The sequence below is a fragment of the Aeromonas enterica genome, assembly GCF_054052465.1.
Genome location: NZ_JBSTYL010000015.1, coordinates 39,163 through 52,080, shown reverse-complemented (window position 1 = coordinate 52,080; position 12,918 = coordinate 39,163). Strand labels below are relative to the sequence as shown.

Here is a 12,918-nt window from a genome sequence, read left to right as displayed (position 1 = left end):
CTCAAAAACGGATCTCAAAGCAAGCTGAGAGAAAGAAATGTCTGTTTCGATTGAGATTTTTAGGTCTTTTCTGCACGAGGGATGAGAAATGAAACGCAGTATGAAACTGGAAATGCTGGGATTGTCGTTGCTTTTGGGCTCTATTGGCACCGCACATGCCAGCATAGACTCCTTGGTGGAGACATGTAATTCATGTCATGGAAATCAGGGGATCAGCACCCATAACGACATCCCGACCATCGCCGGGCTGGCAGAGGCCAACATCAGTGAGCAGCTGCGTACTTATCTGGATGGGCGCCCTGCCAAGACCGTTAATCATGTCACCGGTGACACCAGCAAGCAGGGGAACATGACCGACATAGTTAAGGGCCTTAGCGACGAGCAGATCGACGAGCTGGCAGCCCATTATGCCGAGCTGCCCTACCAGCCGATGAAGCAGCCATTCGATGCGGCGCTGGCCAAGGCCGGGCAGAAGTTGCACGAAGAGTCCGGCTGCAAGAAGTGCCACTCCGAAGGGGGCTCAGTGGTGGAAGATGAGGCTTCCATCCTCGCTGGTCAGCCCAAGGGCTACCTGCTGACTTCACTGCAGGAGTTCAAGGCCGGCAAGCGCAGCAACGACGAGAAGATGAACAAGGCCATCATCGCCATGAGCGATGCAGACCTCAAGGCCCTGGCCGAGTACTACGCGAGCCAGCAGTAACCGTCGCTGCCCCCACTCCCATTGACGCAGCCACCCTGCCGCACGCTGGCGGGGTGTGCTCCTGCTACCCGGTCATGAGCGTCAAAGGAGCTGTTGTCAGCTCCTTTTTTGCGCACTGGGGGAGATGACACCCGCCGGGTGTCCCTGATCCGGAGTTTCCTATGAAAGATGTCATCAAGTGGCTGCTGCTTGGCTGCCTCTGCCTGGGCACCACCCAGTTTGCCAGGGCCGAGGTGGCCCCGGCGACCGATACCCCGACCACCAATACTCAAGTTTCGCCCACCGCCGTGCCGGCCGATCAGCCGACGCTGGCCGAACGCCAGGCCAAGGCGGAGAAGAAAAAGGCTGCCGCCCAGAAAGCGGCGGCCCGCTTTGCCAAGTGCGACAAGTGTCACGACGGGGAGGAGGGGATGCACGGCAAGCACGGCAGCGTCACCAACCCCAACACGGGTGAACAGGTCACCTGCACCAACTGTCACGGCAATGCGTCGGCCGATCACCGCAAACAGCGCGGCGGCATGGTCGATGTGATGCGCTTTGGCGACGATGCGTTCCCGCTCAGCCAGCAAAATGGCGTCTGCATGAGCTGCCATGAACCCGACGATCTGCGCAAGGCCCTGTGGGCCCACGACGTGCATGCCACTCGGGTGACCTGCACCAGCTGCCATCAGCTGCACCCGGCCAAGGAGCCCATGGTCGGCATCCCCGAGAAGTCCCGCATCAAGTTGTGCGTCGACTGCCACAGCAAGCAGCACGAGGCCAGGCAGCAGGCAGCCGTCAAGGAGGGCGCATGAGTACGACCCGTCGCGAATTCATGGTGGGCATGAGCGCCGGGGCCCTGATCCTGATGACGGGCGCCCCCCGTGCCCTTGCCAACCGCATGACCATAGAGGGCGTACGCTACGGCATGATCCACGACGAGACGGCCTGCATCGGCTGTACCGCCTGCATGGATGCCTGTCGCGAAGTCAATCAGGTGCCGCAAGGGGTTGCCCGGCTGCAGATCCTGCGCAGCGGCCCTGTGGGGGAGTATCCGGATCAGGAGTACCGCTTCTTTCGCAAATCCTGCCAGCACTGTGACAATGCCCCCTGCGTGCATGTCTGCCCGACCGGCGCCTCCCACATCCGGGCCGAGGATGGCATTGTCGACATCAATCCCGATCTCTGCGTGGGTTGCCGCTATTGCCTCGCGGCCTGTCCCTATCAGGTGCGTTTCATCAACCCGGTGACCCGCGTCGCCGACAAGTGCGATTTTTGCCGCAAGACCAACCTGGCCAATGGCAAGCAGCCCGCCTGCGTGGAGGCTTGCCCCACCAAGGCGCTGGTATTCGGCAATCTGGACGATCCCCAAAGTCCCATCGCCAGGCGGTTGGTGCAGGAGACCACCTATCGCTACAAGCAGTTCCTCGGTACCTCGCCCAAGATGTACCGGGTGCCGAAAGGGGAGGTGAAGTCATGATGCCATCTCATCTGTATGACGCAGACCGGCTGACGGGAGGTATGCACCATGTGGCATGACGCATTTCACTTCGACTCCCTGGTGTGGGATGGCCCCATCGCCGTCTACCTGTTCCTGCTCGGCATCTCGGCGGGGTCGACCACCTTGTCGGTGCTGCTGCGGCGGCAAGGCGCCGGCAGCGAGAGCGGCATCATCAGGGCGACCGCCATCCTGGCGCCCGTCTCGGTGATCCTGGGGCTCTTGATCCTCATCTTCCACCTGGCCCGGCCCTGGACCTTCTGGAAGCTGATGTTCCACTACCAGTTCGACTCCGTCATGTCGATGGGGGTCATGCTGTTCCAGATCTACATGGCGGTGCTGTTCGCCTGGCTGGCGGTGGTGTTTCGTGCCGAGATCGCGGCGCTGCGTCGGCAGCTGCTGGCGGACAAGTTCGCCTTTTTCGACACCCTGATTGGCAAGATTGTGCCGCTCGAACGGCTGCTCGGCCCCTTGCTGCTGCTGCTGGCGGTCTTGCTCGGGGCCTATACCGGCTTTCTGCTCTCCGCCCTCAAGACCTATCCCATGCTCAACAACCCGATCCTGCCTGCGCTGTTTCTGGTGTCCGGCATCAGCTCGGGGGTGGCCTCCACCATCTTGCTGGCGGTGACCCTGTTTCGGGAGGATGGCCACAGCCAGGGGGTGAGTTTCGTGCACAGGTTCGAGCGGCCCATTGTCGCCATCGAGATCTTCCTGCTGGTCTGTTTCTTCACCGGCCTCTACTTCGGTGGTGGTCAGCGAGAAGCGGCCATGTGGGCGGCGATTGGCGGCGGTTTCTGGTCTCAGGTGTTCTGGTTCGGGGTGATTGGCCTTGGCATAGTGCTGCCCCAGTCGCTGGGCCTGCTTGGCGGCAAGGCGCAGGCGCACCAGCCCGCCCGGCTGGCGCTGATCTGCAGCCTGAGTCTGGTGGGCATACTGTTGCTGCGTTACTTCATCCTCTATGCCGGCCAGATGACGGTGATGTAACGCGCACGGCGCTCGAAAGGCGCTTGGCTGGCCACAGAGAAAAAACAAAAAGGCGGGATGATCCCGCCTTTTTCATAGCCGTTTGCCGGTGTTGTTCGCCACTGGCCGCTCAGGCATCAGTCCCTTGCAGGGCCCGCACTTCGAGGCGTTGCTCGCCGGGGCGGCACACCAGCACGGATCCCTGCTCGAACCAGTCCCCCAGTACGATGCGCCGTGCCGGTTGACCGTCGAGGATGAAGTCGTGGATGGCGGGCCTGTGAGTGTGGCCGTGGATCATGGTGTTGCAGCCGTGCTGGCGCAGCATCTCGTCCACCGCTGCCGGCGTCACGTCCATGATGATCTGGTTCTTTTGCACGTTCTGCATCTGGCTTTGACCGCGCATCTTGCAGGCGATGGCGAGGCGGCGGGCCAGCGGCAGGCGCAGGAAGAGCCAGCGCAGCCACTTGAGCTGGGTGATGCGGCGAAACTTCTGATAGCCCAAATCCAGGGTGCAGAGCAGATCGCCGTGGCTGAGCAGCACCCGCTCCCCATAGAGCTCGATGACGCAAGGGTCGCCGAGCAGGGTCATGCCGGCCTGCTTGGCAAACTGGCGGCCCAGCATGAAGTCGCGGTTGCCGTGGATGAAATAGATGGGCACCCCCTGCTGGCTCAGGGCCGCAAAGGCCCCGGCAACCTGCTGGTGGTGCGGGTTGGGATCGTCGTCGCCAATCCAGAATTCAAACAGATCTCCCAGCACATAGAGGGCGTCGGCACCGGGGGCGTCGTGCGCCAGAAAGCGCACCAGCGCGGCCGTCATGTCGGGCCGATCGCTGCACAGGTGAATGTCACTGATAAAGAGGGTGCTCATGATGGCGTGCGAGGGGCCCCGATTCTGGCTGTATGGGTCATAGGGTGAGGTTGCCAGTCAAGCTGGTCAAGGTTGCGGCCTTCCAGGGTCAGCAGCGCCTGATAGGGATCGCCTGCCAGCTTCAGCAGGCGGCAGACGGCCGCTTCCCCCTTCAGCCCTTGCTGCAGACGCAGGGCGAGCAGGGTGCGGTAAAAGTCGTGGCCAAAGTGCTCGATCAGGGCGGCCATCAGGCTGAGGTGACGCCAGCCGTTGAGGGTCTCGACACCGGCCGGGGTGACATAGAGCTCGATGGGCCAGTTGCGACCATCGGCGTCGGTCAGGGTCTGCTCCAGCAGCCAGATGTCGCTGTCCAGAGCGCGGCCTTGCCAGCCCCGCTCGGCAAATTGGGCGGCCAGCACTGAGGGCGTTGCATGCTGGCAGAGGATGTCGAGATCGCTGCCGGGCCGGTCGAGCCCGATGGCCAGGGTGCTTACCAGCGCCACATCCAGACACCGGCTCTGCAACTCGCGCCACAGGGGCGTACCGGTGAGCAGGGCATGGGCCGCGCGCTGGCGCTCGTTGCCGTGGGCCAGATAGTCGAGGCGGCGCCAGTTCGGGCCCGTGGCCAGTGCAGATGGAAAAACTGCGGCCGGGGCCGCAGTCAGTTCATCTCGCAGAAGGCAGAGATCAGTCAGCAAGGGTCACCTTGGTGATCACCACGTCCTCTACCGGTACATCCTGGTGCATGCGGCCGGCATTGCCGGTCTTGACGCCCTTGATCTTGTTGACCACGTCCATGCCGGCGGTCACTTCACCAAATACGCAGTAGCCGAAGCCCTGGGTGGTGGCGGATTTGAAATCGAGGAAGTCGTTGTTGTTCACGTTGATGAAGAACTGGGCGCTGGCAGAGTGCGGCTCCATGGTGCGGGCCATGGCGACGGTACCAATCTTGTTGGACAGACCGTTGGCCGCTTCGTTCTTGATGGAGGCGCGGGTATCTTTCTCTTCAAAGCCGGGGGCATAGCCGCCGCCCTGGATCATGAAGCCGTCGATGACGCGGTGGAAGATGGTGTTGTCGTAGTGACCGTCACGGCAGTATTGCAGGAAGTTGGCCACGGTTTCCGGGGCTTTTTCGGCGTTCAGGGTCAGAGTGATGTCGCCGTGATTGGTGTGCAGAGTAACCATGATATGTCCTTTCATTCTTTGGGCAAACGTTGCGCGGGCAGGTAAGCGGCTCGCAGCTTGTTGCATGGGCTATGGCATAAAGTGGTGGCAATTCTAGCCCATAGTGGTCGTCTGGCATAGCTCTGACATAGCGCTGACATGGCTGTGAGGCCGGATCCACCCTGTTTTCTGCCTCGTTTTCTCTACCGGATGCGGGTAGAATGGCAGGCCATTTTACTCACAGGCAGTGGTCATAAGATGCTGAAGATATACAACACACTCACTCGTCAAAAAGAAGAATTCAAACCTATCCACCCGGGCAAGGTGGGCATGTATGTGTGTGGCGTCACTATCTACGATCACTGTCATATCGGCCACGGTCGCACCTTCGTCGCCTTCGACGTGGTGGCCCGTTACCTGCGTTACTGCGGCTATCAGCTCAACTACGTGCGCAACGTCACCGACGTGGATGACAAGATCATCAAGCGCGCCGCCGAGACAGGCGTCACCTGTGACGATCTGACCGAGCGCCTGATCGGCGACATGCACCAGGATTTTGATGCCCTCGGCATGGTGCGCCCGGACGTCGAGCCGCGTGCCACCCAGCACATCAGTGAAATCATCGAGCTGGTTGAGAGCCTGATCGCGCAGGATCACGCCTACGTGGCCGACAACGGCGACGTCATGTTCATCGTCGACTCCTACGCCGACTACGGCAAGCTCTCCGGACAGGATCTGGAGCAGCTGCAAGCCGGTGCCCGGGTCGGTGTGGTGGATGCCAAGCGCAACCCGCTCGACTTCGTGCTGTGGAAGATGTCCAAGCCCGGCGAGCCGACCTGGGAAAGCCCCTGGGGCCCGGGCCGTCCTGGCTGGCATATAGAGTGCTCCGCCATGAACTCCAAGCACCTTGGCAACCACTTCGACATCCACGGCGGCGGCTCGGATCTGCAGTTCCCGCACCACGAGAACGAGATCGCCCAGTCCTGCTGCGCCCACGGTGGCGACTACGTCAACACCTGGATGCACAGCGGCATGGTGATGGTGGATAAAGAGAAGATGTCCAAATCCCTTGGCAACTTCTTCACCATCCGCGATGTGCTGGCGCACTACGACGCCGAGAGCGTGCGTTACTTCCTGATGTCCGGCCACTACCGCAGCCAGCTCAACTACTCGGAAGATAACCTCAAGCAAGCCCGCGCCGCGCTGGAGCGCATGTACACCGCCCTGCGCGACCTGCCGGTGGCTGCCGCCGCCGGTGGCGACGAGCAGGTAGCCCGCTTCAAGGAGGCCATGGACGACGACTTCAACACCCCGGAAGCCTACTCAGCCCTGTTCGATCTGGTGCGCGAGATCAACCGCCAGAAGGCCGAAGACATCCAGGTCGCCGCTGGCCTGGGTGCCCGTCTGCGTGAGCTGGGCGCCGTGCTCGGCATCCTGCAGCAGGACCCGGACGCCTTCCTCAAGGGCAATGACGCCGATGACGAAGTGGCCGAGATCGAACAACTGATCGTCCAGCGCAATCAGGCCCGCGCCGACAAGAACTGGGCCGCCGCCGACGCCGCCCGCAACCGTCTCACCGAGATGGGCATAGTGCTGGAAGACAGCGCCGGCAAGACCAGCTGGCGCCGTGCCTAAGGCCGGTTGCCCTGTTGGCGCCAACAGGTTGATCCAATAAAAAACCGCAGCCCTGGGCTGCGGTTTTTTTATGACCTGTCTGAGGGCTGGCACCTTCCCTCTCTCCTGAATGGCATGGCTTCGCCATGCAGGACACGAGGGCCTTGCCCTCGAAGGGATTTCGTCGCCGCTACGCGGCTTGGCGAGTGACTTTTGAAAGACCCGCTCTCTTTGGCAAATAACACCAAAAGTCTTCTCCCCCGGCAAACCGCCCGCTTCGCGGGTTCCCTCGTTTCGTCCAACGGGTCGGACGGAGCGCCGCAGACGGCACTTTGGCCTACGCCATCCCTGGCTTCGGCCAAAGCCCGCTTCGAACCTCCCTGTTCTCGCGCCAAATCGGGGTCGAGCGGTGCTCGCCCTGATCCGATTTGGCCCCTATGCCGACTGCGGCTGCGCCATCATCCTTGATGGCGCTCCTGACCCGTTGAACTCGACTCGGCGGTTTGCAGGGGGAACCAATACCGTGCCCGCCCGTGGCTTTAGCGTGCATGTTGACCGCCTTTTTCACTGAAAGGGGAAAGCTGTGCAAGGGGTTGGTAAATTGCGTTTTGGTTTAGGTAAAAAGAGTCTGGAAATTATAAGTAAAGGATGTGGTTAATGCATGGGTAGTGTTATTTTGCAATCCAGCTTAACTCCTTTCGAATAAAACTATCCTCACGAAGTGCTTCTTTTAACATGGGTATATTAACTATGACTTTAGAACCTTCGTTAGAAAAGCTGATGCATTTAATATGTTTTTTTATTATCTCACTTGCTGCTAACCTAGAAAATCCATAGTCTTGTAATGCGGCTTCCCTCATATCCATCGTCCCATACTCAAGTAATGGTGCAAGGTTGCAACCTGCTGCAGATTCTCCGTGAATAGACTTTGTTAGCTGATGAAAATGAGAACAGCAACTTTCAAGATGAAAAGTGACTTCGCTTTCAATACAATTTATTGTTTCAATGATTTTTTGGTTTAAATGGATTGGGTTGTTAACGTCAAATGTTACCCAGCTATACGTATCTGGGTCCCTTACAGTAGTACCAAATTTTATTCCATTTTCAATAATCACTGATAAAGGTGCTCCCATTAGCCAAGAGTAAACAACATTGATCAGCTGGTTAAGTGAACTGTCAGTCTTTCTGATTTGGTAAATCTCATTAATTATACGAATATAGTTAGATACATCGTCTCTAGTATAAGATTTTAATATGTTCTTTGGGTCTCGAGCAAATTTATTTGCTCTTGATTGTAAATCACTATCAAAATTATGATTGCTGGAAAAGGCCACAGGGTCTATGTCTGTAATTTTCTTTCTTATTAAATGTGCTAGTGAGGATGATATTATATGTTCTCTATTTTTAGTGTCAAACTCCATAAGCAGACTGCCTACAATACCACTTTCCTTATACTCTAAAACTTCGGAAAGTATTAATGCACTTAATTCCTTTATGTTTTTATCAGGTGACTTTGTTTTACCGTCAAGATAGTTAATTATCTTGCGTGGTTTTGAGAGTAAAGATAAAAAGTGGTCGTTAATATCAATGCTCTTGTTTTCAGTGGCGAGTGCTTCTACAATAGACCAACTATTTTTAGCCTCCCCAATGCAAATAATATTTCCAGATAACTCATTGCGATATCGTCCTGCACGCCCAGCGAGGTTCCAAAAGTCAAGGTTGCATTTATCTATATCATTAAGGGTCTTTTTTGCAAATGGATAAATAAAGACGTTTTGGGTAGGGAGGTTTACTCCTTCTAGCAACGTTGAAGTGCAGAAAATATATTTGATTTTCTTACGAGAGTAGAGATCTTCAATGCGCTTTCGAATAAATATAGGTAAAGAACCATTATGTAATGCGACTCCGTAACATAAGTATTTTGCCAATATAAAATCCTTATGAACAAAGTCTGATATAAACTTGGACTCATTAATTATTTCAATGTCTTCTGTTTTACTCAGCTGACCATGCTGAATCATGTACTCAATAAATTCACCGCATTTTTTCACACATTCAATCTTGCTAGAAATGAAAATTAGATTTGAATGAGATTGTTGTCCAATAGAACAAATTAAATCAAAGCTGTTTTTATATTTTTTCTCTGGCGAGAACTTTATAATATCTTTTTTAATAGTGTCAAAATACCTAAACTCGCCGTCAATAAGGTTTGAAAAATAAAGATTTTGAGTTACTGGACTTTCCTTTATTGCTAGACTTTTAACATTAGAGCTTAATCCGAAAGTTTTAAAAAAAATCTCTGGGTTAGAAATGACAGGGCTGGAGAACACCAGTCTAACATCAGAATAAATATCAAGGGTACGTCTAATCACTTTAAATAAAGTTATCGCCCTTTTGTTTCCTTTATCGGCTATTTTATGAGCTTCATCGATGAAGAGTATATCTATTTTGACATCGGAGTAATTGTTATCGAATAAAAAGCTATTGTATCTTTCTTGTGTGAAAATAAGAATGTTTTTACTGTCCTTATTAAATCTAGAAACGGCTTTAGTAATGTTTACATTATCCATTTTTCTTTCTAAAAGCATTAACCTAAAGTCGATCAAGTATTCCTCGAGTAGGGCTTTAGTTGGAAGAATGAAAACTATGTTTTGTACTGATTGAATAAGATCAATAGCTGTGTTTTTTATTAAAAATGACTTGCCTAATGATGTTGGTCCAGAGAAACTGAAATGTCGGTTGTTTTTAATTGCATTATATATTTCAAATTGCGCATTGGTAAAGATATCGGCAGTGTTACCGATGCGTTGGTTAATTTTCCGATAACTTCCTGAAAGTTCAAGGCTGATCGGCAAGCTTAAACGTTCATCTACAAACTTATCTTCCGCAGAAAACAGACCAAACTTATTCAAGACAGACTTGACAACTAGTTGGCAGCTTGGTTCATCTTTATATAGTTCGTACAATGAAGATACGATCTTCAACGATAAGCTTCTATGGAAACTGTTATCTGAGTTTGAGAAAAAATCTGAGTATTTTAATAGCCTACGATATTCTTGAGCTGTGATTGGATTAGACGGGTTGCTATTAAATCTATTATGAGATGTTGTCAGGAAAAGTTTCTCATAGGTATTATCAAATTCATCGCTATGTGTAATTCGGTCACAAATGTAATTTATAGCATTGATGCTCATGCTAGTATTTCCTCTACAAGACCCGCCAACTCATTACTTTTATTCATTGGTATTATATATAGACTTATATTTAGCCCGTGATTGATCGAATTTAGTGTAGAGTTATCAATATTGTAGATTGCAATCTTAACTAATGAATTTATTTGTTCTTCAATAGGCTTTAATGTTGAAATTGTGCTCAATTGCAAATCAATACAATGCAATATTGCCAGGTTATTTATGAACTCTTTTTGTTCGCCAAATAAAATCCCATATAAAAACTCACATTCCTCATGGCTATATTTCATATCAAGAAATGCTCGTTCTGAAATCAATTTTGAATTGAACGAATAATTGTTAATGTTTTTAATTATTTGTTCAAGCGCACTATTTAATTTATCTGTTAAGTCACCCTCACCGCCAAAGCTAGAAACCATAAGCTCAGATCCACTATCTGAGTCATTTAAAAGATGCACATGATGATAGTGTGAATGATCAATATATGTTGAATATATATGGGGAGCATTCATCATTGACTCAGCAATGCGACTTGATAACAGTTTATACACTGGTTGTTTATCTTTTTGGTCTCTCAGTACTTGCAATGCGGATGCAGTAAGAACGGTTTTGTTCAGTGCCTTATCCTTATGGCCCAATACGACTCCAAGTTCATTTGTCAATGCTTTGGCGATAGGGTTCAAGTTGAAATATGGAAATCCTCTTTCGGCTGGCACCAAGATAGATACAGTAAGGTATTGACTTACTTGTATTGAATCGACTTTCTTGAAATTATTTTTAAAGCTTGTGTCAAAGGTAAGCTTGCTGCGTTGTTTAGAGAAAATTCTAGTTCCAAAAAAATCATGAAGTTCATTGAAATCAATATTGTAAAGAATGTCACCAGAAAGATCGTTATTTTCTTCATTCGTGGTTATTATTGAATAGGCTGTGGGTATATCTATTGAGTCCCTCCCAATGACAAGTGAGCCAGAAATACCGTTGTAGTCTAAGCTTTTTTCGATCAGCTCTGGAGTTGAATTTCCTTCAATGTTGAAGTAACACTCATCTCCATTTATTTCTGGAGAGTTTAACAGTAGCCTTAAGGGGGTGTGCTTTTCTGCTTTATAACCAAACGCAAAGAAATTACCTAGGTTTTCTTCTAATTTACCAAGCTTTATAGGTGTGAAACTTTTTTCCAGCACTTGAATTATTGCGATGTCGTTATTTGGAAATCGGTAAATCTTTTGCGGAGTTAGACTTTCATTATTACTTTTATATAGCGTTAACATAGATACATCAAATGTTACGTCACAAGATTTACAGAAATTTGTGGTGCAATCATCTGATAAATTACATAGACCATGTTTTGAGGCAATTACGTATGAACTATCATCTTCACTAGACTTGAAATGATAACCACTAGACTCTGAAGTCGCAGTTATAATTTTTACGGTATTTTTTCTGCTCATAGCACAACTCTATTAACACCATTAACAGGATAAGTTACGGAAATTCGATACCCTTGTGTGGTACATTCTGTAAACATAGTCCTTAGTTTTTCATTTTCAGAACTCATGTGGAATTTTGCATTATGGTTGAAATAAATAATACGACTTATAGTCTTGTTGTTAGGATGTCCGTGATGTGATTTATCGGCACATATAATGTATTCGGTATTTCCAACTAATTCTAATAATTCAGAGCTAGTGTTCTTTTCACTAGCATGATGAGCTAATTTGATAGCATCAAAAGAGATATTTGAAAATCCTTTTGATTTTAATGAACTGATAACATCACTTGGGTGGCTATCACCAAGAAATAATACGTTTACTTTCTCGAAATGAAGAACAAACGATATACTTGACTTGTTCGTGATCGAATTGTCTTCGATAAATACATCTTTGATGTTTTTTAAATCATCGAGGCATCCATGGATGGATTTCTCTATGGTTTTTGAACCTGATATTTTATTTTTTACTCTATGTAGCTCTGCCTTTTTGTTTAGGCGTTCAAGAATCACCTTGTTTGGAGTTAGTGCTGTTATAGTAATACCATTAAAGGTTAAAGGCGCGTCATCATATTGAAATGTTTGAACGTTTAAACCTAAATTAGATATTGTTTTTTGAAGGTCAATATCTTGTTTGAAAGATATTTTGTTACTTTCTTTATTTTTATTAAATAATTTGTTTATTAGGTCTAAACTGTTAAATATGAATTTCTTTATAATGACGCTATCATCAATAAGATACTTATATCCACCAATATGATCATCATCATTATGTGTCACAATGGCAATGTCGATTGCTCTTCCATTAAGAAGGCTTTTGATTCTCTGAAGTAATTTTTTCCGTATCTTGAATGATTGAGGTCCGGAATCAACTAAAATTATTGTTTCACCACAAGTTATTAATAGGCTGTCGCCATGACCAGCATCAAGTATATCAATGTACATGTATTTTCTACTTAATTTAAAAGTGATTTAAAAATATATGTTCCGGATGAATATTTGCTCTCGTACATTCAATATCAGACCCTTTCTCGTTCGGGATGTGTGAAGTTTTCTGCTGTACTAACAATGATTTTTTCCCTATCTAACAATGTTGATAGCTGTTGTCGCATAGGTGAAAAAATCTGGTCTCGCCATAGGGCTGGCTAGGGCCGGATCTGAGATAACAACTCTCCAGATCGTTGCCCCGAATAGCACAGGGTACTTTTAACTTTCCTCGGTGCTGATGGTTCGGGGTTGCCCCCTGTTGTTCGCCGAGGTGAGCCCGTTTGTCCAGGCCGCGAGGCCAGGGATGGCCCATCGGCGCGTGCCGTCGGACAAACGGGTGAACCGAGGGAACCCGACGCAGGAGGGCGAACAAGTGGGGGATAAGACTTTTGGTGACTTTGGGTCTTTCCAAAGTCACTCGCCAAGCCGCGCAGCGGCGGCGAAACCCCGTCGAGGACGGAGTCCTCGTGTCCTGCATGGCGGAGCCAT

11 protein-coding genes are annotated in these 12,918 nt (G+C 50.3%); 5 read left to right on the top strand and 6 right to left on the bottom strand.

From position 1 onward, the window contains the following. The first annotated feature begins 88 nt into the window (after nt 1–88). The 4 genes from pdsA (at nt 89) to nrfD (ending at nt 3,161) form a co-directional block, all read left to right on the top strand. Nucleotides 89–700, top strand: coding sequence for a periplasmic diheme shuttle PdsA (gene pdsA, locus ACW5XD_RS15515; protein ID WP_456495620.1), 612 nt, complete (start codon nt 89–91; stop codon nt 698–700). 161 nt (nt 701–861) lie between these two features. Continuing rightward, on the top strand, nt 862–1,494 hold the full coding sequence (gene netB, locus ACW5XD_RS15510) for an Nrf-like electron transfer protein NetB (RefSeq protein WP_456495619.1): 633 nt from the start codon (nt 862–864) through the stop codon (nt 1,492–1,494). Next, a complete protein-coding gene (gene netC, locus ACW5XD_RS15505; protein ID WP_456495618.1) occupies nt 1,491–2,159 on the top strand; it encodes an Nrf-like electron transfer protein NetC in 669 nt (222 codons plus the stop codon). The genes netB and netC overlap by 4 nt, the downstream gene beginning before the upstream one ends. Before the next feature lie 48 nt (nt 2,160–2,207). Then, nucleotides 2,208–3,161, top strand: coding sequence for a cytochrome c nitrite reductase subunit NrfD (nrfD, locus tag ACW5XD_RS15500; RefSeq protein WP_456495617.1), 954 nt, complete (start codon nt 2,208–2,210; stop codon nt 3,159–3,161). Nucleotides 3,162–3,270: 109 nt separating this feature from the next. On the opposite strand, the gene lpxH is transcribed toward nrfD, so the two are convergent. From lpxH to ACW5XD_RS15485, 3 genes are read right to left on the bottom strand one after another with little or no spacing between them, the layout of a single operon-like run. Beyond that, complete coding sequence (lpxH, locus tag ACW5XD_RS15495) at nt 3,271–4,008, bottom strand: UDP-2,3-diacylglucosamine diphosphatase (RefSeq protein WP_456495616.1); 738 nt, start codon at nt 4,006–4,008, stop codon at nt 3,271–3,273. After that, nucleotides 4,005–4,685 carry a DUF4269 domain-containing protein gene (locus ACW5XD_RS15490; protein WP_456495615.1) on the bottom strand — a complete coding sequence of 227 codons (681 nt, stop codon included), beginning with the start codon at nt 4,683–4,685 and terminating at the stop codon, nt 4,005–4,007. Before ACW5XD_RS15490 ends, lpxH begins: the two co-directional genes overlap by 4 nt. Continuing rightward, nucleotides 4,675–5,172, bottom strand: coding sequence for a peptidylprolyl isomerase (locus ACW5XD_RS15485; protein ID WP_043140873.1), 498 nt, complete (start codon nt 5,170–5,172; stop codon nt 4,675–4,677). The genes ACW5XD_RS15490 and ACW5XD_RS15485 overlap by 11 nt, the downstream gene beginning before the upstream one ends. Before the next feature lie 237 nt (nt 5,173–5,409). On the opposite strand from ACW5XD_RS15485, the gene cysS reads away from it, so the two are divergent. Then, nucleotides 5,410–6,786, top strand: coding sequence for a cysteine--tRNA ligase (gene cysS, locus ACW5XD_RS15480; protein WP_456495614.1), 1,377 nt, complete (start codon nt 5,410–5,412; stop codon nt 6,784–6,786). Between the two features lie 650 nt (nt 6,787–7,436). On the opposite strand, the gene ACW5XD_RS15475 is transcribed toward cysS, so the two are convergent. From ACW5XD_RS15475 to ACW5XD_RS15465, 3 genes are read right to left on the bottom strand one after another with little or no spacing between them, the layout of a single operon-like run. Further along, on the bottom strand, nt 7,437–9,959 hold the full coding sequence (locus ACW5XD_RS15475) for a DEAD/DEAH box helicase family protein (protein WP_456495613.1): 2,523 nt from the start codon (nt 9,957–9,959) through the stop codon (nt 7,437–7,439). Further along, complete coding sequence (locus ACW5XD_RS15470) at nt 9,956–11,404, bottom strand: hypothetical protein (RefSeq protein WP_456495612.1); 1,449 nt, start codon at nt 11,402–11,404, stop codon at nt 9,956–9,958. The genes ACW5XD_RS15475 and ACW5XD_RS15470 overlap by 4 nt, the downstream gene beginning before the upstream one ends. Continuing rightward, nucleotides 11,401–12,387 (bottom strand): ComEC/Rec2 family competence protein, encoded by a 987-nt coding sequence (locus ACW5XD_RS15465; RefSeq protein WP_456495611.1) that lies wholly within the window; start codon nt 12,385–12,387, stop codon nt 11,401–11,403. The genes ACW5XD_RS15470 and ACW5XD_RS15465 overlap by 4 nt, the downstream gene beginning before the upstream one ends. Between the last annotated feature and the right edge of the window lie 531 nt (nt 12,388–12,918).